The 22,556-nt window shown below is 62.4% G+C and carries 25 protein-coding genes and 1 tRNA gene; 7 read left to right on the top strand and 19 right to left on the bottom strand.

Annotated elements, in window-relative coordinates; genetic code table 11:
• The first annotated feature begins 4 nt into the window (after positions 1-4).
• Positions 5-397 carry a DUF3806 domain-containing protein gene (locus HMPREF2785_RS08335; RefSeq protein ID WP_070483662.1) on the top strand — a complete coding sequence of 131 codons (393 nt, stop codon included), beginning with the start codon at positions 5-7 and terminating at the stop codon, positions 395-397.
• Positions 398-399: 2 nt separating this feature from the next.
• Here HMPREF2785_RS08335 and metG read toward each other — a convergent pair whose 3' ends face one another.
• The 3 genes from metG to rsmI all read right to left on the bottom strand — a co-directional run bounded on the left by metG (position 400) and on the right by rsmI (position 5,095).
• Positions 400-2,247, bottom strand: a complete 1,848-nt coding sequence (gene metG, locus HMPREF2785_RS08330; protein ID WP_246821210.1) for a methionine--tRNA ligase — start codon at positions 2,245-2,247, stop codon at positions 400-402.
• Between the two features lie 81 nt (positions 2,248-2,328).
• Positions 2,329-4,137, bottom strand: a complete 1,809-nt coding sequence (locus tag HMPREF2785_RS08325; protein WP_083308943.1) for a BCCT family transporter — start codon at positions 4,135-4,137, stop codon at positions 2,329-2,331.
• A 97-nt stretch (positions 4,138-4,234) separates the two neighbouring features.
• Positions 4,235-5,095 (bottom strand): 16S rRNA (cytidine(1402)-2'-O)-methyltransferase, encoded by an 861-nt coding sequence (gene rsmI, locus HMPREF2785_RS08320; protein WP_070614872.1) that lies wholly within the window; start codon positions 5,093-5,095, stop codon positions 4,235-4,237.
• Between the two features lie 40 nt (positions 5,096-5,135).
• Between rsmI and HMPREF2785_RS08315 the strand changes: the two genes are divergently transcribed.
• Positions 5,136-6,767 carry a dolichyl-phosphate-mannose--protein mannosyltransferase gene (locus tag HMPREF2785_RS08315; protein WP_371440494.1) on the top strand — a complete coding sequence of 544 codons (1,632 nt, stop codon included), beginning with the start codon at positions 5,136-5,138 and terminating at the stop codon, positions 6,765-6,767.
• Here the strand turns inward: HMPREF2785_RS08315 and HMPREF2785_RS08310 are convergent, their stop codons facing one another.
• Both HMPREF2785_RS08310 and HMPREF2785_RS08305 read right to left on the bottom strand, forming a co-directional pair.
• Positions 6,768-7,403 carry a zf-HC2 domain-containing protein gene (locus HMPREF2785_RS08310; RefSeq protein WP_070483668.1) on the bottom strand — a complete coding sequence of 212 codons (636 nt, stop codon included), beginning with the start codon at positions 7,401-7,403 and terminating at the stop codon, positions 6,768-6,770. It lies immediately after the preceding gene.
• Positions 7,396-7,803 (bottom strand): DoxX family protein, encoded by a 408-nt coding sequence (locus HMPREF2785_RS08305; protein ID WP_070421414.1) that lies wholly within the window; start codon positions 7,801-7,803, stop codon positions 7,396-7,398. The genes HMPREF2785_RS08310 and HMPREF2785_RS08305 overlap by 8 nt, the downstream gene beginning before the upstream one ends.
• Positions 7,804-7,855: 52 nt before the next feature.
• On the opposite strand from HMPREF2785_RS08305, the gene HMPREF2785_RS08300 reads away from it, so the two are divergent.
• Positions 7,856-8,485, top strand: coding sequence for a DNA-3-methyladenine glycosylase I (locus tag HMPREF2785_RS08300; protein ID WP_224212925.1), 630 nt, complete (start codon positions 7,856-7,858; stop codon positions 8,483-8,485).
• Here HMPREF2785_RS08300 and HMPREF2785_RS08295 read toward each other — a convergent pair.
• The 6 genes from HMPREF2785_RS08295 to HMPREF2785_RS08270 form a co-directional block, all read right to left on the bottom strand.
• The gene (locus HMPREF2785_RS08295) at positions 8,482-9,093 is read right to left on the bottom strand and encodes a cation efflux transmembrane domain-containing protein (protein WP_070614870.1); all 612 of its coding nucleotides are present in this window, start codon (positions 9,091-9,093) and stop codon (positions 8,482-8,484) included. The two genes, HMPREF2785_RS08300 and HMPREF2785_RS08295, sit on opposite strands and share 4 nt — an antisense overlap.
• Before the next feature lie 43 nt (positions 9,094-9,136).
• Positions 9,137-9,209: transfer RNA gene (locus tag HMPREF2785_RS08290), tRNA-Ala, on the bottom strand.
• Between the two features lie 75 nt (positions 9,210-9,284).
• Entirely contained in the window at positions 9,285-10,538 is a 1,254-nt protein-coding gene (gene glpR, locus HMPREF2785_RS08285; RefSeq protein WP_141739392.1) for a divisome protein SepX/GlpR, read from the bottom strand.
• Positions 10,539-10,676: 138 nt separating this feature from the next.
• Positions 10,677-11,315, bottom strand: coding sequence for a GNAT family N-acetyltransferase (locus tag HMPREF2785_RS08280; RefSeq protein WP_070421481.1), 639 nt, complete (start codon positions 11,313-11,315; stop codon positions 10,677-10,679).
• A gap of 10 nt (positions 11,316-11,325) precedes the next feature.
• Complete coding sequence (glp, locus tag HMPREF2785_RS08275; protein ID WP_070451748.1) at positions 11,326-12,636, bottom strand: molybdotransferase-like divisome protein Glp; 1,311 nt, start codon at positions 12,634-12,636, stop codon at positions 11,326-11,328.
• A gap of 24 nt (positions 12,637-12,660) precedes the next feature.
• The gene (locus HMPREF2785_RS08270; protein ID WP_070483676.1) at positions 12,661-13,635 is read right to left on the bottom strand and encodes a UTP--glucose-1-phosphate uridylyltransferase; all 975 of its coding nucleotides are present in this window, start codon (positions 13,633-13,635) and stop codon (positions 12,661-12,663) included.
• Between the two features lie 57 nt (positions 13,636-13,692).
• On the opposite strand from HMPREF2785_RS08270, the gene HMPREF2785_RS08265 reads away from it, so the two are divergent.
• Genes HMPREF2785_RS08265 through mscL form a run of 3 tightly spaced genes read left to right on the top strand, consistent with a single transcriptional unit; the run spans position 13,693 to position 15,372 of the window.
• Positions 13,693-14,286: a 5-formyltetrahydrofolate cyclo-ligase gene (locus HMPREF2785_RS08265; RefSeq protein ID WP_070614868.1), complete on the top strand. Its 594-nt coding sequence runs from the start codon at positions 13,693-13,695 to the stop codon at positions 14,284-14,286.
• A 35-nt stretch (positions 14,287-14,321) separates the two neighbouring features.
• The gene (locus tag HMPREF2785_RS08260; RefSeq protein ID WP_070483680.1) at positions 14,322-14,948 is read left to right on the top strand and encodes an SAF domain-containing protein; all 627 of its coding nucleotides are present in this window, start codon (positions 14,322-14,324) and stop codon (positions 14,946-14,948) included.
• 1 nt (position 14,949) lies between these two features.
• Positions 14,950-15,372, top strand: a complete 423-nt coding sequence (mscL, locus tag HMPREF2785_RS08255) for a large conductance mechanosensitive channel protein MscL (protein ID WP_070421421.1) — start codon at positions 14,950-14,952, stop codon at positions 15,370-15,372.
• Here the strand turns inward: mscL and HMPREF2785_RS08250 are convergent.
• The 7 genes from HMPREF2785_RS08250 to HMPREF2785_RS08220 all read right to left on the bottom strand — a co-directional run bounded on the left by HMPREF2785_RS08250 (position 15,369) and on the right by HMPREF2785_RS08220 (position 20,299).
• Positions 15,369-15,575 carry a hypothetical protein gene (locus HMPREF2785_RS08250; protein ID WP_224212929.1) on the bottom strand — a complete coding sequence of 69 codons (207 nt, stop codon included), beginning with the start codon at positions 15,573-15,575 and terminating at the stop codon, positions 15,369-15,371. The genes mscL and HMPREF2785_RS08250 overlap by 4 nt on opposite strands.
• A 10-nt stretch (positions 15,576-15,585) precedes the next feature.
• Positions 15,586-16,161, bottom strand: coding sequence for a MogA/MoaB family molybdenum cofactor biosynthesis protein (locus tag HMPREF2785_RS08245; protein WP_070421423.1), 576 nt, complete (start codon positions 16,159-16,161; stop codon positions 15,586-15,588).
• Positions 16,162-16,220: 59 nt separating this feature from the next.
• Positions 16,221-17,474 (bottom strand): S1C family serine protease, encoded by a 1,254-nt coding sequence (locus HMPREF2785_RS08240; RefSeq protein WP_083308940.1) that lies wholly within the window; start codon positions 17,472-17,474, stop codon positions 16,221-16,223.
• An 89-nt stretch (positions 17,475-17,563) separates the two neighbouring features.
• Positions 17,564-19,027, bottom strand: coding sequence for a HAMP domain-containing sensor histidine kinase (locus HMPREF2785_RS08235; protein WP_070614865.1), 1,464 nt, complete (start codon positions 19,025-19,027; stop codon positions 17,564-17,566).
• A complete protein-coding gene (locus HMPREF2785_RS08230; protein ID WP_070421425.1) occupies positions 19,027-19,725 on the bottom strand; it encodes a response regulator transcription factor in 699 nt (232 codons plus the stop codon). Before HMPREF2785_RS08230 ends, HMPREF2785_RS08235 begins: the two co-directional genes overlap by 1 nt.
• Before the next feature lie 106 nt (positions 19,726-19,831).
• The gene (gene rpmF / locus HMPREF2785_RS08225; RefSeq protein WP_070421426.1) at positions 19,832-20,005 is read right to left on the bottom strand and encodes a 50S ribosomal protein L32; all 174 of its coding nucleotides are present in this window, start codon (positions 20,003-20,005) and stop codon (positions 19,832-19,834) included.
• Between the two features lie 21 nt (positions 20,006-20,026).
• Entirely contained in the window at positions 20,027-20,299 is a 273-nt protein-coding gene (locus HMPREF2785_RS08220) for a type B 50S ribosomal protein L31 (RefSeq protein WP_070421427.1), read from the bottom strand.
• A 208-nt stretch (positions 20,300-20,507) separates the two neighbouring features.
• On the opposite strand from HMPREF2785_RS08220, the gene HMPREF2785_RS08215 reads away from it, so the two are divergent.
• Positions 20,508-21,641 (top strand): SLC13 family permease, encoded by a 1,134-nt coding sequence (locus tag HMPREF2785_RS08215; protein ID WP_070614863.1) that lies wholly within the window; start codon positions 20,508-20,510, stop codon positions 21,639-21,641.
• On the opposite strand, the gene HMPREF2785_RS08210 is transcribed toward HMPREF2785_RS08215, so the two are convergent.
• Positions 21,613-22,556, bottom strand: a 944-nt coding sequence (locus HMPREF2785_RS08210; protein WP_070614861.1) for a DUF418 domain-containing protein, incomplete at its 5' end; no start/stop codon positions are given. The two genes, HMPREF2785_RS08215 and HMPREF2785_RS08210, sit on opposite strands and share 29 nt — an antisense overlap.

The following is a 22,556-nucleotide window of genomic DNA, read 5'->3' as shown; positions in this document are numbered from 1 at the left end:
CCCTATGGCATTCAACGACATTGACTCAGCCACCCGCACCCAAATTGAGGCCGACCTGGCCGAGGCAGCCGGTCGTGGCATCAACGGTTCCCCGGCGGATATCGTCGCCTCGTTCGAGGAGGAACTTGCCGATTACCTGGCGCTTCCTCGCGATGTGCAGCGTGCGTTTCCTCGCGGCGAAACCGCCCGCATCTACGGCACCGCCCTCGGCGAGGCGCTCGTGCGGGAGGGCTTTTCGTGGCAATTGCTTATCGACGACTACGGGACCGATCTTGTCGTCGTCAAGAATCCCGGCGGCGCGGACGAGAAGTACACCGCCCCGCTCGTCGTCGTGGACCAGCGCTTTGAAGACGAAGAACCCGGCAAACTCACCGGGTTCCTCAACCAGTTTCTCTAGGCCTACTTCTGCACCGGCGCCCACTCCGGGCCGGTCTCGCCAAGTTCAGCATCGAGCTTGGCAATCAGCGGCTGCGGCTTAGCCAACTCGGTGCCCGGGGTGACCTCCACGCGCTGCCACACGGCCTGCTGCTGGGTGTAGTCGCCGGTGATCGTCAGGTACTTCTGCCCCTTCTCCGGAAGGCCGACGCCGACGAGGTTGAAGTCGGCGTCGTCGACAATCTCCTCGATGCGCGGCTCGGCAGCCCACACACCACTGCGACCGAGGGTCTCGTGGACCTTCTGGGCGGTGTGCGGCAGGAACGGGGTGAGCATGGCGTTGCAGTCCGACACCACCTGCAGCGCGGTCCACAGCACGGTGGCCAGACGCTCACGCTGGGACTCGTCCTTGGCCAACTTCCACGGCTCCTGCTCGGCGATGTAGGCGTTCGCTTCACCAACGACGTGCATGATCTTGGTGATCGCGTTCTTGAACCGAGCCTCGCTCAGGTCCGCACCGGCGGTAGCAAAGGTTTCTTCCGCAAGGTTCAGGATGCGCTCATCGGACGCTTCCAGCGGGCCCGGCGCGGGCACCTGGCCGAAGTTCTTGTGCGCCATGGACACGGTGCGGTTGACCAGGTTGCCCCAGCCGTTGGCCAGCTCGTTGTTCACGCGACGGACGAACTCGTCCCAGGTGAAGTCGGTGTCATTGTTCTCCGGGCCTGCGACTGCGATGAAGTAGCGCAGCGGATCCGGGCCGAACTCCTTGAGGAAGTCCTTGACGTAAATGACCACGCCCTTCGACGAGGAGAACTTCGAGCCCGACATGGTGAGGAACTCAGAAGAGACAACCTCGGTGGGCAGGTTGAGCTCGCCAAGACTGTGTACCTCGCCGCCCTTGGAGCCCTGGCCCGCGTAGCCAAGCAGCTCCGCCGGCCAGATCTGGGAGTGGAAGGTGATGTTGTCCTTGCCCATGAAGTAGTAGCCCTCGGTGGCTGGGTCCTGCCAGAAGTCCTTCCAAGCTTCCGGCTTGCCAATGTTGTGGGCCCACTCGATGGAGGCAGACAAGTAACCGACGACGGCGTCGAACCAGACGTAGAGCTTCTTCGACGGGTTGTCCTGCCAGCCCTCTACTGGGATCGGGATGCCCCAGTCGATGTCACGGGTCATGGCGCGCGGGCGCATGTCCTCGAGCAGGTTCAGGGAGAACTTCAACACATTCGGGCGCCAGTCCTCGCGGGTGGACAGCCACGCCTCGAGTGCGTCGTGGAGCGACGGCAGGTCGAGCATGTAGTGCTCAGTCTCGACGAACTCCGGGGCCTCGCCATTGATCTTGGACACCGGGTTGATCAGGTCTGCCGGGTCCAGCTGGTTGCCGCAGGTGTCGCACTGGTCACCGCGGGCATCGGTTGCGCCACAGATTGGGCAGGTGCCCTCGATGTAGCGGTCCGGCAGTGTGCGGCCCGTCGACGGGGAGATCGCCCCCTTGGTGGTTTCCTTCACCATGTAGCCGTTAGCGTCCAACCCGCGGAACAGTTCTTGGACCACCGCGTAGTGGTTGCGGGTGGTGGTGCGGGTAAACAGGTCGTAGGATAGGCCAAGGCCTGCGAGGTCTTCCACGATCTGCTTGTTGTAGCGGTCCGCTAATTCCTTGACGCTGACGCCTTCCTTATCCGCCTGGACCAACAGCGGGGTGCCGTGTTCGTCGGTGCCGGAGACCATAAGCACGTTCTTGCCGGACATTCGCTGGTAGCGGGCGAAGACATCGGAGGGGACGCCGAAGCCGGCGACGTGTCCGATGTGGCGCGGGCCGTTTGCGTACGGCCAGGCCACACACACAAGAACGTTCTGGGTGGAATCAGCAGCAGTCATGGCTCCCAGCATAAGTTATGGCCCCGCCAAGCAAGGAAACTGCTCCGCGGGGCCAGCAACGAAGGTGCGAAACGCTACGCGTTAGTTCTTCGCGCGCGGCTTCAGCATCTTCTTCATTTGCTCGCGACGTGCGTCGAGTTGCGCTTGGTCGCGGTGCATGCGGCGCTCGATAGCCAGCTGGCGGGCGAAGCGCTCGTGTTCCTTCTTATCCAGGTAAATGGTGTCGTTGGACATGTCCTTCACAATCGCGAACATGAGCGCGATAAGGATGAACAGGAACGGTGTTGCGGCCACGATGGTGACGGACTGCAGAGAGTTCAGCGCGTCAGCACCACCGGAGATCAGCAGGGTCAGACCGACGAATGCGGTAGCCACGCCCCACATAGCGGCCAGCCACGGCTTGGCTTCGGTCTTGCCGGACTGGGTCATGGACGCCATCACGGTCGAGGCCGAGTCTGCGGAGGTAATAAAGAAGGTACCCAGCAGCAACAGGGCGAACACGCCGACAACGTAGCCGCCCGGCAGGGCGTGCAGCAGGTTGAACAGCTGTTCCTCGTTGGAGCCGCCGCCGACGATGGACTGGCCATCCTGCTCCATCTTGATGGCGGTGCCGCCGAAGATGGCGAACCATACGGTGGACAGGCCAGCCGGGACGAGCAGGACGCCGAGGCAGAACTCGCGCACGGTGCGGCCGCGGGAGATGCGAGCCAGGAACGTACCGACGAACGGCGACCAGGAGATCCACCACGCCCAGTAGAAGATGGTCCAGCCGGAGAGGAAATCACCAGCCTGGCCGTCGGAGCTCTCTGCGGTGCGGGCTGCCATTTCGAAGAAGTTCTGCAGGTAGTTACCAAATGCGGTCGGCAGCATGTTCAGCTGCGCAACGGTCGGGCCGAAGACAAAGACGAAGATCGCCAGGATCGCGGCGATGACCATGTTGGCGTTAGACAGCCACTGGATGCCCTTGGACACGCCCGACATTGCGGACAGCAGGAACGCCAGGGTCAACACGGAGACAATACCGATAGTCAGCTTGGTGGATGGGTTGTCCACGAAGCCGGACGCCTCCAGGCCGGAGCTGATCTGCAGCGCGCCAAGGCCCAGGGAGCAGGCGGTGCCGAAGATGGTGGCGAACACAGCGAACGCATCAATGAGACGACCGAGCCAGCCGTCAGCACCCTTCTGTCCGATCAGCGGGATGAAAGCGCTCGACAGCAGCTGCTTGCGGCCAAGGCGGAACGTCGAATACGCAATGGCCAGGCCGAGAATGGCGTACACAGCCCACGGGTGCAGCGTCCAGTGGAACATGGTCTGTGCCATGGCAGCGCCTACTTCACGTTCGTTGTGGCCGGGTACGCCGTCGAGGTACATCGCCAGTGGTTCTGCGGCGCCGTAGAACATCAGGCCGATGCCCATGCCGGCGGCGAACATCATGGCGATCCATGACGTGGTCTTAAATTCTGGTCGCTCGTCTGCGGTGCCGAGGCGAATGGTGCCGAAGTTCGACGCCGCAATCACGATGACAAAAAGGACAAAAATGGTGCCGCCGAGGACGAATGCCCAGCCCAGGTTGTCAATCACCCAGGTGAAGGCGGCATCGGCGAAGTTGGAAAAGCTGTCGGGGGCAGCCAGGCCCCAGCCGACAATTGCCGCGACAATAATGGCCAACGGAATGACAATGCCCCAGTTCACTGGGGCATCTTCTGCATCCGCGGCACGCTCCATGCGCTCTTCCGGGTCGACGTAGTCCGTCGCAACGCCGTCGCGGTCGGCGTCGAGCAGCGCAGCAAGTTCGCTGGCTGCAGAAGTTTCTTGGGGTGCGTATTGATCAGTGCTCTGCGTCTCCGCATCGGGATCGTGTGGATCCCTTTGTGAGTCTCGCTGAGACATACGGTTACTCCTTTGAAGTTTTCAGGTGTTTAAAAGTGCCCAAGCAGGCTAACGTAAATAACACCTTTGTGCTAACCGAGTTGTCGCGAGAACTTACTCAACCGCGCGCAGCGAGCGCGGCATCATACAGGTCCCCTACTTTCACGCCGTGCGCTTTGGCGACCTGTTTCGCAGCGTCCTTCATACGCTCGCCCTTTTCGACGAGCTCAAGCACCTTCCCCACCAAATCTTCCGCTTCCGGCTGCTTCGGCTCCCCGCCTTCGATCACAAGCGTGATCTCCCCGCGCACGCCGTCCGCGGCCCACTCGGCAAGTTCCGCTAGGGTGCCGCGCTTGACCTCTTCGTAGGTTTTGGTCAGCTCCCTGCACACCGCGGCGCGGCGTGTACCGCCGAGGACGTCGGCGGCGTCGTCAAGCAACTGCGCGATGCGGTGCGGGGATTCGAAACAGCAGACGGCGCGGCGCTCGTCGACAAGAGTTTCCAGCCAGGCCCGGCGCGCACCAGCTTTGCGGGGCACGAAGCCGTCGAAGATGAAGTGGCCGACGTTGAGCCCGGACAGCGCGAGTGCCGTGGTTACCGCAGACGGGCCCGGGATACAGGTCACGGGGATGCCGGCGTCGTGGGCGGCGGCGACGATCGAATGCCCTGGGTCGGAAACAATCGGCATGCCGGCATCCGTGACGACGAGGACGGTACCGGTGCGGGCGGCGTCGAGAAGCTCACGCGAACGCGCGTCCTCGTTGTGGTCGAAGTTGGACACCACACGCCCGGTGATCTCCACACCGAGTGCCGCAGCCAGCGCGCGGGTGCGACGCGTGTCCTCCGCGGCGACGATATCGGCCTGACCAAGGGCCTGCACGAGCCGTGGAGAGGCGTCCCCGATGTTGCCCAGCGGTGTGGCAGCGAGCACCACTCCGGTAGCTGGGAACTGGGTTTCACGATCATGCTCGGCGGACATAAGCCTGAAGCATACGCGTCAGGCGCTAGTATCTTCGTCCGTGACCACTATCGCGAGCACTTCCAACGCCACCCCGGCGCCAGACGAACCAGGCGCGGCGCGCAAAGTCCGCCCGAGCCGACCGGCCCCCACCGCACCCGTATCGGTGCCGTGGACGCGCCGCGACACCATCGCCGCCAGCGTGATCGGTGTCCTCGCGCTGTTTACCAGGTTCCTGGGGCTGACCCAGCCGACCAGTTCCGGCACCCCGGTCTTCGACGAGAAGCACTACGTACCGCAGGGTTGGGACATGGTGCGCAGCTCCTTCAACCCGGTACTCGGCGGCATTGAGTCGAACCCGGGCTACGGCCTGGTCGTGCACCCGCCGCTGGGCAAACAATTGCTAGCGATGGGCGAAACCATCTTCGGCTACACGCCTTTGGGTTGGCGCATCATCACCGCACTGTTTGGCACCGCGGTGATCGTGTTCGTGTTCCTCATCGCGCGCCGCGTGAGCCAGTCCACCTCTATCGGTGTGGTCGCGGGCATCATCGCGCTTTTCGACGGCGTCCTGCTCGTCGCAGCCAAATTCGGCATGCTGGATATCTTCCAGGTCCTGTTTATCGTCATTGCCGCCTGGACGCTCGCCGGCGATATGCGCGAGGTGCACCACCGCTGGCACGATGCCTGGCTGGCCGGCAAGTTGGACGGCACCGGCCCGTTCGGCCCGCGGATGGGCTTTCGCTGGTGGCGCTTCGCCACCGGTATCGCGCTTGGTCTTGCGCTGTCGGTGAAGTGGAATGGCCTGTACTACATCATGTTCTTCGGCCTACTGTCGTCGTTCTGGGACCTCTACCTGCGCCGCCGCTACGGCGTGGAAAAACCGGTCGCAGGCACCTTGCTGCGCGACGTGCCGGCGGCGCTGGCGTCGATCGTGCTCATCCCGGCGCTGCTCTACATCTGGTCCTGGCGCGCCTGGTTCGCATCCGAGACCTCTGTGTACCGCCACTCGCTTGCCGACGGCACCATCGCCGGCTCCGACTGGCCCTGGCTGACAAACCTGCCCGATTCCGTCGCTGGCTGGCTGTACTACCACTTCTCCGTCCTGAACTTCCACGCATCCCTGACCTCCTCGAGTGGGCACTCTCACCCGTGGGACTCCAAGCCGTGGGCATGGCTCGTCTCTGCGCGCCCGATCCTCTACTACTCCGCCACTGACTTGGAGTGCAAGGTCGCCCCGGGCGATGGCACCTGCCGCGAGATGATTTACATGTTCGGCACCCCTGCCATCTGGTGGCTCACCGTGCCAGTCCTGCTCTGGGCGTGCTGGGTCTGGCTGACCCGCAAGGACTTCCGTGTCATCGTTCCGGTGATCGCCTTCGCCGCCGGTTTCCTCCCGTGGCTGGCTGCATTCGACCGTCAGATGTATTTCTTCTACGCCACCGCACTGGTGCCGTTTACGGCGGTGCTGCTTGCGCTGGCGGTGGGCAACCTTGCGAAGAAGGGCGGACCCGTGACGTGGGGGTGGGTCAACAAGGTCGCAGGCTTTGAGATGCGCTGGGGTCAACTCGCTGCCGTGGTCTACATCGCCTTGGTCGCGGCAAGCTTCTTCTACTGGTCCCCGATCTTCTACGGCCTGCGCATCCCGGATTCCTACTACGAATCCCTCATGTGGCTGCCGAGCTGGAAATAACTACAACGGGTTGGCGCCGAGAATGCGCCACGCCCGGCGCACTTCCCCGCCGCGGTCCGCGAACCACGTCCACACCAGCGCGATCACGCTGACAAACGGGATGAATACCGCGGCGGGTTCAAACTCACCCGCGCCAAGGACCGCGTCACGCACCGCGAAGCCGACCGTGAAGGTGAACATCGACCCCACGATCAGCAGCACGCCCGGGATCTGACGCGGCTTCCACGCCGTAAACGCCAGCGCGAGCGCCACACCGAGGCGTACAGACGCGCTAGACGCCACCACCGGTTCTTCCCCACCGGCAACGATAAGGCTGATGGCCCACAGCACCCACGCCACCGCCATAGCGAAAAGCAGGGTGCGCCCGATGGCAAGGCCGAAAGCGCGCCGTTGCGAGAGCTTGCGCCACTCGTCGTCCACGCTCGCCAGGATCACCTCTGACAGATCCTGCGGCGGAGCCATCGCGGGACGCTCCTGCGGCACGAACTCATGGGAGAGCACCAGGGCCTGGTCGAGGAAGGCCTGGCACTCATCACAGCTCGCCAGGTGTGCGTCGACGACGGCGTCGTCGAGACCGGCCGGTTCGCCGTCGATACGCGCAGACAGCGCTGCCTGAACTTCCTCGTGGCTAAGCACGCGTTAACACCCCATCCAAACTCGCACGACCGGTGCCGAACACGATGATGATAAACAACGCCGCAGCTAGCACCAGCGGGTACTCGATCCCGGCGTTTTCCACGAAGAACCCGTTATCCAGGTGCACGAAATACCCCGCGGCGAGCACGAGCAGCGTCAGCACCGACGCGACGATTGTGGTGAGCAGCCCCACTGCCAAAAACGCCCCACCGATAAGTTCAGCGGTACCAGTCAGGTATGCGGACAGTTGTGGCTGCGGCACCCCGAGTGCCGCGAAATCGCGCCCGGTTTGCGCCATGCCGGTGTCAAACCAGTGTTGAAACCCGCGGGCGACAAATACGGTGCCGAGGACAAGACGCAAAAGGAGCAGCGCAAAGTCACGTACGGCAGGCCTATTCATGCCAATGAGCGTACCCGTGGAACCGAATGGGGTAGAAACGAGTCCAATAGTTATGAGTGAAAACAAGATGAACGAAACTGACCAACTTCCAGACGCCGCAGGATGGCCCGTCGTCGGCGAAGACGGCCGTGCGCGCCCGCCATGGGCCGCAACCGATCCCCTGCTGCGCGACTACTACGACGCAGAGTGGGGCGACCCCGTACGCGACGAGCGGGGCATGTTTGAGCGCGTCTGCCTCGAGGGCTTCCAGGTGGGTTTGTCGTGGCGGTTGATCCTGCAAAAGCGCGATGCGTTCCGCGACGCCTTTGCAAACTTCGACCCAGAGGTGGTCGCGTGCATGAGCATTGAGCATTTGCTTGACGACGACACCTTGATCCGCAACCGCCGCAAACTCCAAGCCGCCGTGACCAACGCCAAGGCAACACTTGCCCTGCGCGAGGAGGGCACGCACTTGGGCGAGTTCATCTGGTCCTACAAGCCGGAGACAACCCCTGCCCCGCGCACGATGGCGGAAGTCCCGACACAATCCGACGAGTCTGCACAGTTAGCCAAGGATTTGAAGAAGCGGGGGTTCACCTTCGTCGGACCGGTGACCATGTACGCGCTGATGGAGTCCACCGGCATCTTGGACACGAACCTCATCGGCACGTGGAAGCGTGGCAGATCCGGAGTGTGGGACTAGTCGTCGTCCATTTTGGCGAAGGCGTCCTCGACCGAGTCGTACTCCTCGCGGGAGGCCTCCCACACTTCCTTCGCCGCCGAAAAGTTCACCGCGGCGATGATCGCGCCGACGATGATGTCGAACCATGCGGTGTGCCACACGAAGGTCAGCAATCCCGCGACGATGATGAGCACGTTGGCCAACGCGTCGTTGCGTGCCGCGAGCCACGCGCCGGTGGCAAGCGACGAGCCTTCGTCGCGCAGCCGCAGCAGGATCACGGCACAGATCAGGTTGACCGCCAGCGCGCCGAGCGCAACACCGGTCAGCCCTTCCGGTGAGGGTGGCTCTGGGTTCAAAATCTTGACCACCACAGTCACCACGGCTGCCACCGCCGGGATCAAGATCAGGGCGGCGAGGACACTGCCGGCAGCGCGTCGCCTCGAAGCAGGCCATGCAACCGCAACAAACACGAGCAGGTTGATAGCGGTGTCTTCGAGGAAGTCGGCCGAGTCCGCAAACAATGATGCGGAACCAATCGATATCGCAGCGACGAACTCAACGAAGAAGTACGCGAGGTTTAGCAGCGCAACGATGAGCACTGCGCGGACACTGTGACCAATCCTTTCCATAGCGAAAGCCCCGCACGATCGTTTTATCGTGCGGGGCGGAAAGTGGAGCTAAGGGGAATCGAACCCCTGACCTTCGCATTGCGAACGCGACGCTCTACCAACTGAGCTATAGCCCCTCAAGGGCGCCTCTTGAAGGCGATTGCCACGTTACTCCTGCAACCCGATGTGGTTAAATCGCCTGGTTATAAGCCCTAGCTGGCGCGTGCAGCGAAGCGGTCGCGGATATCGCGGTAGTCGGCCCGGTCGTGGTCGTCTTCTGGCGGAGTGAAGCGAGAAACGGGCAGTGCGTCGAAGTCGGGGCTGTCGTCGTCAAGATCCAGGATCACCGAGCCCGAGTAGCGACGAGCAACGCGCTCGCGCGAGTTGGCCTCATCACCCAGAGCGACACCCAGGCGCGCGCGACGCAGCTGGCGGAGACGACGCTGGTGCAGTGCGCGCTCCTGCAGCACGGTGTGGCGCAGTGCGATCATGTACCACGCGGTCAGGCCAAGCGCGACGATGTTGAGCGCCCACACCCAGCCACCGGCGACGAACGCGGCCACAAACGTGATCACACACGCTGCAAGCAGACCGAGCAGCGTGCGCTGGCGGCGCTGTTGGCGCGTGGCCTTGGCTGCCTGCTCGCGCTGTGGGTCGTAGCCACCGCGGCCACGACGCGACGCCGCAAATGCGATGTCTGCCTCGTCGACGACATCGTTTTCGGCCGCGTCTTCAGCGTCTGTGTCTGCGTCCACAGCATCCTCAGCGTCGACGGCCTCGACAGCGTCCGCGTTGTCCTCTGCGTCCTCCGCACCTTCAGCGTCAGCGACCTCAGCCTCAGCGCCTGTGTCCGTGTCTGCATCTGTGACGGTGTCTGCGGTGGCGTAGCCCAGGTCCGCCGGCGAGGTGTACGTCTCGTCGAGCTCGTAGAGGTCTTCCTCGACAGCTTCTTCAGCGGTGTGTTCAGCGCCTTCTTCGTTCTGGACGAGCACAGAGATTGCGGTCGAGCCGCCAGCCTCTGCGGCGACAACACTGGCGGTCTCAGCAGATTCAGCGGTCTCGACAGATTCCTCAGACTCGGCGGGTGCAGCCTCGTCCTGGGATTCAGCGTCAGCCTCGTCGGCGACGTGCTCGATAACTTCGCCATCGACGGTGTTGTCGTCCTGGGCAGCGTCTTCGGCCTGTGCGGATTTGAAGAGGCGCAGGTTCGGGGCGTCGTCGATAAGCACCTGCTCCTCCTCGGCGACAGCCTCGACAACCTCGTAATCGTCATCTGCGTCGTCGTGGCGGTGGATGTCAGCCTGGGTCAGCTTCGGGCGACGGCGGGTTGCCATGGGGGCGTCGCCACCTTTGTGCAGCACGCGCGTCTCTTCGTAGCCCTCACCGGAGCGGCGAATCGGCTTGTTATTCCCCACCGCCAACGGCGCGAGCACGATCACCCACACGATGAGGATCAAAACGATCAATAAGCTCGAGCTGCCCATCACAGACCTTTCCGCAACTACATGCACCCAATAGACACTTCACGCCACGGTATCGGCACAACCGACACTCGGCGTGTTGGCGCGCCGTGGTCGCGGAAAGGAATTCAAAAACCAGACAACCTAGACAAGCCGACCCGCGCGGCGGAGCCGTTGCACCGCGGTCGTGGGATAGTCGTCGATATTGATGGCGACGAAGTGATGGTCACGCCACTGCCCGTCGATGTGCAGGTTGCGTCGCAAATAGCCTTCCTCCACAAAGCCGTTGGTGCGCAGCACCTTGCCAGAGGCAGGATTGCCCGGCAGATACGTCGCCGTCACACGGTGCAGGCCCACGCGCCCAAAGGCGTGATCCACGCCGAGTGCACACGCCGCCGACGCAACCCCGCGCCCCATATATGGCGAATGCACCCAGTAGCCGATCCAGCATTCGGAGACGATCCCGTGCTGGATGTTGCCCAACGTCACTTGGCCGGCAAACGCGCCGTCGACCTCGATGACCATCGGCACCACCGTGCCCTGCTGCGCCATGCGTTTGAGGTTGAGCCACGAGTTGCGCCACGCTGCATGCGAGTGGGCGTCCTCCCAGGTGCCGTCCACTGTGGGCTCGACAGGCGCGAGCCATTGCCTATCGACGACGCGCGTCTCACACCAATCCGCCCCATCACTACCGCGCAGCGGACGCAACTGCACACGCGCACCGTCCGGCAGCCCGACGGCAGGGGTCAGTTCTGGCCAGCCCGGTGTGGGCGGGCGAAACATGGCAAACACGCTAGCTGCGCTGCCGGATGAACTCGACGTCCACCTCGTCGCCCGGGCGCACGTGGGTGGCACCCTCTGGCAAGTGGATCATGGCGTTGGCCTCCGCAAACCCAGCCAGCAAGTGGGTCGGGCCGGCGTCGAGCACGCTCAGCGGCTCCACGAGGTACTCGCCGGTCTCGCTGTCTCGCATGAGGCGGGCGCGAATGTAGCCCCGACGACCGTCGATGGACTCCATCGGACGCAACGAACGCGCACGCACCGTCTGACGCGTGATCGTCGGCGCCCCGAGGGCACGGCGGATGAGTGGCCGGACGATGGTCTCCGTAATCACCAGAGCGCTCACCGGATTCGAGGGCAAGAGGAACACCGGGATCCTCTCCTCCCCCAGCACGCCGAAGCCCTGAACGGAGCCAGGGTGCATGGCAACGCGGGTGGTGTCGATCTGCCCCATCTCGCGCAGGATCTCCTGGATCGCCGTAGCCCCGGAGCCACCGACGGCGCCGGTGATGATGATGCACTCGCTCTTATCCACGTAACCGGCGATGGTCTCGCGCATGCGGCGCGGCTCCGCGTTGATGATGCCCGCGCGTTGCACCTCAGCGCCAGCCTCTTCAGCAGCGGCAGCCACAGCGTAGGAAGCGATGTCGAAGACTTGACCCAAACCAGGATCGCGCTCCAAATCGACGAGTTCCAGACCGTAGCTCATCACCGTCACTCGCGGGCGCGGGTAAACGAGCACCTTGTCGCGACCGGCCGCAGCAGCCAGCCCCACCTGCGCGGGACCGAAGATGGTGCCCTGGCGCACAGCAACGTCGCCGGGCTGGATATCGTCGCCGGCCTTGCGCACAAAGTCACCGGTGCGCACGGGGCGCAGCGGAGTCACACGCTTGCGGCCGCGGTCGGTCCACTCCAGCGGCAACACAGCATCAGCCAGGGTGGGCAGTGGTGCGCCCGTGGCCACACGCACCGCCTGGCGCGGTTGGAGGCGCAGCGGCTTCTGAGATCCGGCGGGCACCTCACCGACGACCGGCAGCGCACGATCGGGCGCCGGGCGCGGGGCCTTCTGCTCTTCGGCGTCCGCTTCGGACTCATCCTCGGCGCCAGCTGCTGGTCGCCTGCGCAGACCTGCGGTACCGCCGACGTCGACGGCGCGAACCGCAAACCCGTCGATGGCAGCCTGAGCAAAACCGGGAACCTGGCGGGTGGCGGCGATTTCCTCCGCGCACCGCAGCCCGAGGGCATCAGTGAGTGCGACGCGGATGGGCTCCGGCGCAACGGCAGCATCAATCACCGCTGCAAGCTGCTCCTCAACGCTGCGCATGGATGTACCCGCCTTACTTTCGCCTTAGTTTGTCAGTTCGGGGTGTTCTGCTTCGTATTCGGTGATGATCTTCTTCAACGCCGTGTACAACGCCGGCCCGTACTTTTCATCGTGCAGACCAAAGTCCACATTCGCCGGAATATAACCACCCGGATTGCCCAAATCATGGCGCTTGCCCTCATGAACCACCACGTGCACCGGGTGGCCTTCAGAGATCATCAACTCAATCGCATCAGTTAACTGCAGCTCGCCACCCTTGCCCGGGGTAATACGACGCAGCGCATCAAAAATGCCACGATCCAACAAGTACCGGCCAGTGGCCACAAGCGTCGACGGCGCATCCTCCACGGCAGGCTTTTCCACCATGCCACGCACCTTCAACACCTCGATGCCATCAAAGGACTCCCCCGCATCCTCAACATCAAACACGCCGTAGTTAAACACCTCTTCACGCGAGACGTTAAACGCGCACAGCACAGACCCACCGAGGCGATTGCGCACTTCGACCATCTTGTCCATCACCCCCATCGGCAGCACAAGATCATCCGGCAACATGACGGCCACGGCATCTTCGTCGTCGTCAAGCGCCTGCTCCGCACACCCCACAGCATGACCCAGGCCGAGGGGCTGATCCTGCTCAACCGCAACAGCCTGAATCAGCTCGCCAGCACGAGCAACCTTTTCAGCCTGCTCTTCCTTGCCGCGCGCGACCATGAGATCCTGCAACTCGGCAAAGTCACCGAAGTGGCGCATGATCTCTTCCTTATTCGGCGCCACCACCACCGCCAAACGCTGCGCACCACAGGCCGCAGCCTCCTGGGCGATCAACTCAATGCCCGGAGTGTCCACCACCGGCAGCAACTCCTTCGGCACAGTCTTCGTCGCCGGCAAAAAACGCGTCCCCATACCAGCAGCAGGAACAACAACCGTCTTCAACGAAAACGCGTTGCCGTCCGTGGCAGCCTGGGCCGCAGCAGTGTGGTCAGTAGAATTCCGCATAAGTCATGAGCTTAACCTGACGCCCCTGTAAACCCGGTGAGCGACCCAAGGAGTTCCGTGTCCCAATCCACACCAGCCGTCAATGCAAAAGATGCTTTACGACGAGCCCACCTCTCCACCCGGCGCGAATTAGCCGCAGACACTGCACGTAAGCAGTCACTTGACGACGCGATTGTGTCGCACACACTGGCGTGTTTGCGTGAGACGAATGCGGTGGGGACCAACATCGCGGCCTACAACCCGTTGGCTACTGAGCCGGGCCCAGCCGATTTCGCGACACGTCTTACCGGGCCCGCCCGCACGGTGTTCTTGCCGATCTCGCTCAGCAGCGGCGAGCTGGCGTGGTCCCCAGCCGCAGACGATGATGCTGGTACAGCCGGTGCACTCGGAGTCGTCGAGCCCACCGGCGCGAGATTCACCTCCCGGGTGCTGCGCTCGTGCGGGTTGATCGTCGCGCCGGCACTCGCGGTGGACCGAGGCGGGATGCGCCTAGGTAAAGGCAAAGGCTATTACGACCGTGCGCTTGCAGGACTCAACGTACCGGTGGCCGCGGTGGTCTACGACGAGGACATCGTGGACGCCGTGCCTTGCGACGACCACGACCAACCCGTGGACTACATCATCACCCCAAGCGGATTTTTTAGGGTCTGAGGGAACCGGGGTAGCGCAGGGTCCGTCAGATACCCATGGACCTTCACGCACAGTTCGCGCAGTTGCGCACGCCCGGATACCGCCGGTCTGTCATCATTCGCCGCATCGTTGCGGTGGTGCTTGTCATCGCCTCGGCGTTGCACGTCATCGTCGGTGTGTCCCGCGATGATCCAGCGGTGGTTGTCTTTGCCCGTGAGGTTGCGCCCGGCACGACGCTTACCGGCGAGGACGTGGCCCTGCGGCGACTTCCAGCTGACGCAGTACCGCAGGGGGCACTGTCTGATCTCGCGCTGGCGGAGGGCCAACTTCTTGCCGCGGCGGCATCAGCTGGCGAGGTGGTGACCTCCACACGCCTTGTCGGACCGGATCTCACCGCAACCTTGATTGCGGAGGAACCACCCGGCGAAGAGTTCTCTCTGGTGCCGGTTCCGGTCGCGGAATCAGACATCATTCCGCTGCTGCATCACGGTGCACGGGTGGACGTGATCGCACAAGGGCCGCGCACTGTCGCGACTGGCGGCCGCGTGGTCACATCAGGTGAGAAAGGTACAGTTCTTGTGCTTTTTCGGCAGTCTCAAGCGGAAGCCGTTGCTGCAGCCTCGCTGGATGGCCCATTGACCTTACTTTTGAGTCGTCATATACAACCGCCTAGTATTCCCTAACATGCTTCAAGGTTTTAAAGATTTCATCATGCGCGGCAACGTCATTGACCTTGCCGTTGGCGTTGTGATTGGTGCAGCTTTCACCGCTGTCGTCACCGCATTTTCCGATTCCATCATCAACCCGTTCCTCGCAGCCCTCGGCGGCGTGGACTACTCCGGCCTCGGCTTCTTCGTCCGTGAGGGCAACGAGGCTACCTTCGTTGACTTCGGTGCACTGATCACCGCAATCATCAACTTCCTGCTCATCGCTGCAGTGATCTACTTCCTGCTGGTCATGCCGATGAACAAGCTCGACGAGGCACAGAAGCGTCACAAGGGCGTCGACCCAGAGGAGCCGGCTCCGACCGAGACCGAGCTGCTCGCGGAAATCCGCGACCTGCTGTCCAACCAGAACCCGAACTCCACCCAGAAGCCGCTGAACTAATCCCCGTGATGCGGCGGCCGCTGCTCTTCGTAGAAGGCGCGGCCAGTCAAGCCCGGCTCTTCGTCATCGAGTAGCACTTCGCGCTCGCCGTCGAACGCCGGGCTTTTGCGTTGTTGCGACGGCGCCTTATCCGCCGTGCGGTCGTAATCCACATCCGCACGACGCACGACTCTTCTTCTCTTGCGTTCCATCTGCACTGTCACCGCGCGCTATCTACACCGAGTACTGGTTGAGTTCGCCGATGAGGTGGGTGACCAGCGGGGCAATCGTCGATACGCCATCGCGAATCGCCTGACGGCTCGACGCCAGGTTCACCACCACCGTAGAGCCGGATACACCGCAAATGCCGCGGGAGGTGCACGCATCAACCGCGCCACATGCCTGCCCCGACGCCCGAATCGCCTGGCTCACCCCCGGCACCACCTTATCGATGATGCCGCGCGTCGCCTCCGGCGTCTTATCGCGCGGACCAACACCCGTACCACCGAGCGTGAGCACCAAGTCCACACCACCGACGACACCGGTCTCAATCGCCTTGCGGATGTCGGACTTCTTCGACTTCACCCGCACCACACCGTCAACCCGGTAATTGAACTCGCTAAGGAGCTCCACCACCATCTTGTCGGTGTTATCGCCGGGGGCGTCGTATCGACGATCCCCCACCAACACAACAATGGCACGCGGCGATTCCGGCGCAGCCTGCTCCAGCTCAGAGGCACGAAGGGTTGCATCGTCCGGCTCGTTCATGTCCAGATCAGCAAGATCAACCGAGTCATACAGTTCAGTCATCGTAAAACGGGCTCCCGTCCGTCAGCGCGGTGAGAAAATATTGCAAGTCTCTAAAGAACTTACTCTGTGCTGAGGGTCACCTCTACCGGAATCGGCTCACCTTCTCCTTGACGCTCCACTTGCAGCGTCACTGTCTGGCCAAAGTCCTGTGAACGGGTAGCGGCAATCAACGCGTCGGCTGAATCTATAAGTCGGTCATTCAACCGCGTGATCACATCTCCCCGTTTCAGGCCCGCCTGCTCCGCGGGGCTGCCCGGCTCCACCGCAGCAACCACAGCGCCGCCAGTGATGGCCTGGGCGATGCTGACCTGCACACCCAGCATCGGTTGCGTCGCCTCACCATTACGGATCAGCTGGTCCGCCACTCGCTTGGCAAAGTTCGACGGAATGGAGAACCCAAGACCGATCGAACCGCCGGAGCTCTCTCCGCCAAAGCTGCTCTGGGACAGCGACGCAATCGCCGAGTTCATACCGATCAGGTTGCCGTTCATATCCACCAACGGGCCGCCCGAGTTACCGGGGTTGATCGCCGCATCCGTCTGGATGCCGTCCATCAGCGAGCTCTCGCCGCCACCCTGGCTCGCGCGCACCGGTCGGTTGAGCGCAGAGACAATACCTGAGGTCACCGTCGCAGACAGACCCAACGGCGAGCCGACCGCCACGACCTGCTGGCCCACACGCAGGTCATTAGAATTGCCGAACTGCACCACCGGCAAGTTGTCTACGCCCTCGATCTTGAGCACGCCAATGTCGGTGTTCACATCGGAGGCAACATACTGCGCGCGGTGGCGAGAACCATCGTTGAGCGTGACTTGAATTTCGGTCCCCGGCTGCGCACCTGCGGCAATCACATGGTGGTTGGTCAGCACATACCCATCAGAGGAAATGATGGAGCCGGATCCCTCCGCCCCACCAGAGCGCGTGGCCACCTCAATGGACACCACCGACGGCAGCACCTGCGCCGCCACCTTCTCTACCGATCCATCTGGTGCCTCCGCGGCATTCGACACAGAGGGATTCTCCAGGGCGTTTTCTTGCGCCTGCTCTCCACTCGGAGCATCTGCGCTTTGCGACGACCCCGCCGACCCCGCAACGTAACCCGCACCACCACCGGCTGCAAGGCCTGTCACCAACGCAACCGCAAAGGCGGTTCCTACGCCTGCGCGACGCTTCGGAGCCTGGGATTGCGGCGGAACCGTGTACACGCCACCGCTTGGCACATACGGTGCCTGGTCGTAGTTTTCAGTTGTCTGGTGCGGAAAGCTCGAGGTTTCATCGTTGGGTTGCTCTCCGAAATCGCGCGTATTGCTCATGGATTGCGAGTATGCCCTACCGCGCTGTGGCGGCGCTTGCGACCTCACCAAACGAAACGTAGTGTTTTCTGTACATTTTCTGTACGGGTTTAGCTGTAGCTTTTCTTCGGGATGACGCGGGTCTCGTTCTCGTCTTCGACTATAAGATCCTCAGCCGTCTCGTCCTCCGGAGGACGTCCCGGGAACACCACCCGGAAACGGGCGCCACCGTCATCCGACTCTTCCGCCACGATTGTCGCACCGTGGCGGTCCATCACCTGTTTCACAATCGCCAATCCCAGGCCAGAACCCGGCATAGCGCGCGACTCCGGGGAACGGTAGAACCGTTCAAAGACTTTCTCGCGCTCCTCGGGTGGGATGCCGGGGCCCGAGTCGTCGACAATAAGCACCGCGTTGCGCTTCGCCGCCTTAAGCGACACACGCACTGCACCACCCTCCGGCGACCACTTCGCAGCATTATCGATCAAGTTGATCGGAGCACGTCCCATGGCAAAACGATCACCACGAATGACCCACGGGTCGGCGTGGAACAAGAACGTCACATCGGGGCGACGACGACGCACACGGTCCAGCGCCTCTTCGAGCACCTCGTCGAGGCGGAAATCCTCCGGCTCGGTCTCATGCGACTCGTCGCGAGAAAGGTCCACCAGGTCGCCGATCAGAATCGACATCTCTTCCATCTGGGCAAGCACATCACGTTCCAGATCGGCCCGGTCCTCGGCCGAAATCTGGTCTTGGCGGCCCGAGTTATGCAACATCATCAACAACTCAATGTTGGTGCGCATCGATGTCAACGGCGTCTTGAGCTCATGGCCCGCATCCGCCACCAGTTGCGCCTGACGCTTCTTGGACTCCTCCAACGACCTCACCAAGGCGTTGATCGAAGAGGTCACCTCCGCAAATTCGTCGTCGCCCTCCACCGGAAGTTCACGCGGCCCACTCGACTCGTTAGCGTTGTCCAACTCACGGTGCAGCCTGCGCACCGGAGTCAAGCCCACCGCCGAAATGAACGCACCAGAAATCCACGCCACCAGGCTGCCGACACCGATAACCACCAGCGCTGCCGCCGCCCGGCTTCCAGAGATGCGACCGTACGGGTCCTCTGTCCGAGATGCGGCAACCACCATCCCATCCGGTGTTTGGCGCACAACAACACGCTTACCGTTGACTGAGCGCACGGATACCGAATCGCCGCTCTCCGTACGCAAATACGGCCCTGAAATTGATACCGGATCCCCCAAGAACAGGTTCGAGTCTGCCCCTGAAACCGCAATGCTTGTCAACGGGTTTGATCGCCGAAACGCCGCAATTTCAGAGCGGATCTGATCTTCCGAGGCCCCGTCGAGCTGGCGAGCCATCCCCAACGTCTTGCTCCGCAGCTCAGTATCCAACACGCCTTCGTGGGTTTTGGTAGACAGCCACATGCCAAGCATCGTCGTTAACCCAACTGCGGCAGCGACAATGAAGCCCGACAGCACCGCCAATTTCAGGCGCAAGGAATGACCTGCCCCGAGGCGGGTCTCATAGGCATCGCCAGACGCGACGCGCAACATCACGGAGCAGTCTCCCGAAGCACGTAACCCACACCACGCACAGTATGGATAAGGCGAGATTCACCGCCAGCCTCAGTCTTACGACGCAAGTAACCGATGTAAACCTCCAGGGCGTTGCCCGAGGTTGGGAAGTCGTAGCCCCACACTTCCTCAAGAATGGTCTGACGGGCCAATACGTGGCGCGGGTTCTGCATCAGCAGGTGCAGCAACGCAAACTCCGTACGAGTCAGCGAGATCGGTCGGCCATCGCGGAACACGTCACGCGTCGAGGTATCCATGGTCAGGTCCTCGAACTTCAGCGTGGTCGAATCCTTCTGCTCACTGTGGCGCGACTCCGCACGGGAGCGACGCAGCAGCGAACCGACACGGGCCAGCAGCTCCTCAAGCGCAAACGGCTTAGGCAGGTAGTCGTCCGCACCAGCGTCGAGGCCAGCCACACGGTCCGCGACACCATCGCGCGCCGTCAGCATAAGAATCGGGCCATCGTAGCCCGAAGAACGCAGCGTACGGCAGACACCGAGGCCGTCAAGCTTTGGCATCATAAGGTCCAAAATGGTCAGATCCGGCTGTTCTAACCGGATCTGGTCGAGCGCATCCTCACCATCTACGGCGAGGACAACGTCGTATCCGTTGAAACGAAGCGACCTACGCAGTGACTCGCGCACAGCCTGTTCGTCATCGGCAACGAGAATTTTCATGCGGATATTATGACTTATTTTCCTCTAAGAGTGAAAACGGCATTAAAAAACCGGGCCCCACCTGTGGGAACCCGGTATTTTTGCGCGAGTTTTACCTTGCGGAAGCTTAGAACTGCTCGACGTCGATCAGGCCAGCCTGAGCTGCCTTGACCAGACGACGCGGGATCTGCACCTCGCGGCCGTCGATCTTGACGTTGACCAAGTCAGGGTTGTTGGCCTTCCACTGGGAACGGCGCATGCGCGTGTTAGCGCGGGACATCTTGAACTTAGGGGTTGCCATGATTGTGCTCCTTTACGCCCTTTAGTTAGCGGACTTCTTCTTGCGGCGTGCCATGCCACCGAAACGCTGGTTGAACTTCTCAACACGGCCAGCGGTGTCCATGAGACGCTGAGCGCCAGTCCAGAACGGGTGAGACTCTGCGGTCACGTCAACCACGATGAGCGGGTACTCGTTGCCGTCCTCCCACTGCTCGGTGCGTGCGGAAGTCAGGGTGGAGCGCGTCAGGAACTTGTGGCCCGTGTTCGCGTCCTGGAAAATCACCGGGTGGTAATCCGGGTGAATGTCTTTCCTCATTAGTATTCGTCTCCCTCAGGATTGAACTACGGGTCGGTTCCTTACATTAAGGATCGTGCCCGAGTTGGGTGCGAAATGGTCTTTTCATCCGACGGTTGCCGGACAACTCGAAATAGCATACAGCTCACTTACGCTGCGACCTAATCATTGCAACTCGCTTATCGACGACCTCCGCCCTGCTCATCCACCACTTCCCCTCAACCCCGCCATGAATCTTTCCTCGTTTTCTTTGCCGCTGGCAGCAATCGCCAGTCTCGCCGTGCTCGCCGCAGTGTCCCTGAACGACGCCACTGAAGTTGCCCTTCGGCTTGTTCCAGTACTCGGTTTCGCGGCCGGCATGTCTGTCGTCGTCAATCTCGCTGCTCGTGTGCACACCTTCGAGTGGCTGGTTGGCGCGTTGCAGCGCACGACGTCACGCAGAGAGATCGTTCTGGCGGGGTTTCTCGCACTGTGTGTCGCCGCAACGGCGTTCCTCTCGCTCGACACCACTGCGATCATGCTGACCCCGCTGGCGGTGCAACTCGCCTCCCGCTTCCGCCTCCCGGTGCCGGCGGTGGCGCTTTCCGTGGTGTGGATTGCCAACTTTGCGTCCATGCCTTTGCCGGTTTCCAACTTGACGAATTTGCTGGCGGTGGGCGGCGACGCGTTTTCCACCACCGGTGAATACGTGAAACTCGCCGCCGCCCCTGCAGCCGTGGCAGTGGCGGTCGCAGTGGCAGCGTCCTACGCAGCCCGGGCGATATACCGCAGCGCAGCAGCCGAACCTATGCCCGAAGCGTCGTCGATCCTCCCCCGACCAACGGCCGCCCTCGCGGCACTGGGCGTCACCGTCCTCGCACTCCTCAGCCCGATCCCCTACTGGCTGACGAGCACCGTCGCCGCCATCGCAATGTGGTGTGCGGTGGGCCCGACCGGACGGCGCGACGGCATTGCTCCACTCATCCCGTGGTCGGCGCTCAGCCTTGCCACTGCCTTCTCCGCGGTGGCGACACTGGCCCTGCAGATCAGCGATATTTCGTCCGCCGTGCAGCAACTCGCCGGCACACACCCCTTAGCAATTGCAGCTGCTGGCGCGACCACAGCGAACGCGATCAACAACATCCCTGCTTTTTTAATGCTCGAACCTGCAGTCAGCGATCCGGCCAGCGTGCTGGCTCTCCTGATCGGCGTCAATGTCGGCCCGGTGATCACCCCATGGGCATCGCTCGCCACACTGCTGTGGGCAGATCAACTCCGCCGCGCAAAGGCCCCAGTACCGTGGCGCGGGTTCATCCTGTGGGGCCTACTCCTGGCACCAGTTACCGTCATTGCCGCTACCGCTGCACTGCTGGCCGTTGCTTAGCCGCAACCATGTCGACAGCCCGGTGCATGACAATTTCAAACGGTCCCCGCTGGAAGCGCTTCAGCCACAACATGCTGAAGGCAACAAGCAGCGCACACAACGCGAGATAAACCCCACACACGAGCAAGGTGCCGGCAGGCCCCTCTACGTACCGGGCTAGACCAAACCCGAAGTCGTAGAACACCACAGAGGCGAGCACATTCTGCAGGATGTAGCACGTCAGCGCGGTGCGACCGACTGCAGCCAAACCGGTTCCCACCACACCAAGCGTGTTGTCGCGGCGGATGTAGAAGGCCGCGATGAGCGCGAGGACACCGAACGCCACTACCGTCGAGGTGACGTAGCGCGTCAACGATGCGGATGCGCCGGTGGCAAACAAGCGCAGCCCCCAGTCCAGCGGGATACCAACACCAAGGCCGACGAGCATTACTTTGCGACGCAACCCCGCCCCGGCGGGTTGGAATAGTCCAGCGCGGTACAACCTGGCCGCGAGGAGAAACACACCGATGCCCATCACGAACATGATTGGGATTTCGAACCTGCCGCCGAAGAAGTCGTCGATACGCGCCTGCACCATCGCCGGATAGCTGTCGGTTGCGGTGTAGAGCGCAAACGACTGGTCAAACGTGGGGATATCCTCGCCACCCTCGATCTCGTCGAGCGGAATACTGTTAAGCAGATAGGTGCCCACGGAGAACAGCAACATGACAAGGACATGTGCGCTCAGCGCCAGCCACATCCATACCTTTTGCACACGCTCGCTGCGCGCAATAATCGGCGCCACCGCAAGGGCGGTCAGGCCGTAGCCCATCAACACATCAAACTCAAAGATGAAGATGTAGTTCAGTAGCCCTTCGGCCACAAGCAAGATTGCGCGCCAGTAGTACACCCATCTGTACGCGCTGACCTGCGGCG

It is taken from the genome of Corynebacterium sp. HMSC067D03 (assembly GCF_001811185.1).
GTDB classification, from domain to species: Bacteria; Actinomycetota; Actinomycetes; order Mycobacteriales; family Mycobacteriaceae; genus Corynebacterium; species Corynebacterium coyleae.
This window is presented reverse-complemented; position numbering and strand designations above follow the sequence as displayed.

Bases quoted from the DNA above. Each gene is read 5' to 3' on its own strand.
- HMPREF2785_RS08295 (WP_070614870.1), bottom strand. From the start codon at position 9,093: ATGGAAAGGATTGGTCACAGTGTCCGCGCAGTGCTCATCGTTGCGCTG.
- rpmF (WP_070421426.1), bottom strand. From the start codon at position 20,005: ATGGCAACCCCTAAGTTCAAGATGTCCCGCGCTAACACGCGCATGCGC.
- HMPREF2785_RS08240 (WP_083308940.1), bottom strand. From the start codon at position 17,474: ATGAGCAATACGCGCGATTTCGGAGAGCAACCCAACGATGAAACCTCG.
- HMPREF2785_RS08270 (WP_070483676.1), bottom strand. From the start codon at position 13,635: ATGCGGAATTCTACTGACCACACTGCTGCGGCCCAGGCTGCCACGGAC.
- glp (WP_070451748.1), bottom strand. From the start codon at position 12,636: ATGCGCAGCGTTGAGGAGCAGCTTGCAGCGGTGATTGATGCTGCCGTT.
- mscL (WP_070421421.1), top strand. From the start codon at position 14,950: ATGCTTCAAGGTTTTAAAGATTTCATCATGCGCGGCAACGTCATTGAC.
- HMPREF2785_RS08260 (WP_070483680.1), top strand. From the start codon at position 14,322: ATGGACCTTCACGCACAGTTCGCGCAGTTGCGCACGCCCGGATACCGC.
- HMPREF2785_RS08305 (WP_070421414.1), bottom strand. From the start codon at position 7,803: ATGAATAGGCCTGCCGTACGTGACTTTGCGCTGCTCCTTTTGCGTCTT.
- HMPREF2785_RS08230 (WP_070421425.1), bottom strand. From the start codon at position 19,725: ATGAAAATTCTCGTTGCCGATGACGAACAGGCTGTGCGCGAGTCACTG.
- HMPREF2785_RS08280 (WP_070421481.1), bottom strand. From the start codon at position 11,315: ATGTTTCGCCCGCCCACACCGGGCTGGCCAGAACTGACCCCTGCCGTC.
- HMPREF2785_RS08325 (WP_083308943.1), bottom strand. From the start codon at position 4,137: ATGTCTCAGCGAGACTCACAAAGGGATCCACACGATCCCGATGCGGAG.
- HMPREF2785_RS08220 (WP_070421427.1), bottom strand. From the start codon at position 20,299: ATGAGGAAAGACATTCACCCGGATTACCACCCGGTGATTTTCCAGGAC.
- metG (WP_246821210.1), bottom strand. From the start codon at position 2,247: ATGACTGCTGCTGATTCCACCCAGAACGTTCTTGTGTGTGTGGCCTGG.
- HMPREF2785_RS08245 (WP_070421423.1), bottom strand. From the start codon at position 16,161: ATGACTGAACTGTATGACTCGGTTGATCTTGCTGATCTGGACATGAAC.
- HMPREF2785_RS08300 (WP_224212925.1), top strand. From the start codon at position 7,856: ATGAGTGAAAACAAGATGAACGAAACTGACCAACTTCCAGACGCCGCA.
- HMPREF2785_RS08235 (WP_070614865.1), bottom strand. From the start codon at position 19,027: ATGTTGCGCGTCGCGTCTGGCGATGCCTATGAGACCCGCCTCGGGGCA.
- HMPREF2785_RS08335 (WP_070483662.1), top strand. From the start codon at position 5: ATGGCATTCAACGACATTGACTCAGCCACCCGCACCCAAATTGAGGCC.
- rsmI (WP_070614872.1), bottom strand. From the start codon at position 5,095: ATGTCCGCCGAGCATGATCGTGAAACCCAGTTCCCAGCTACCGGAGTG.
- HMPREF2785_RS08215 (WP_070614863.1), top strand. From the start codon at position 20,508: ATGAATCTTTCCTCGTTTTCTTTGCCGCTGGCAGCAATCGCCAGTCTC.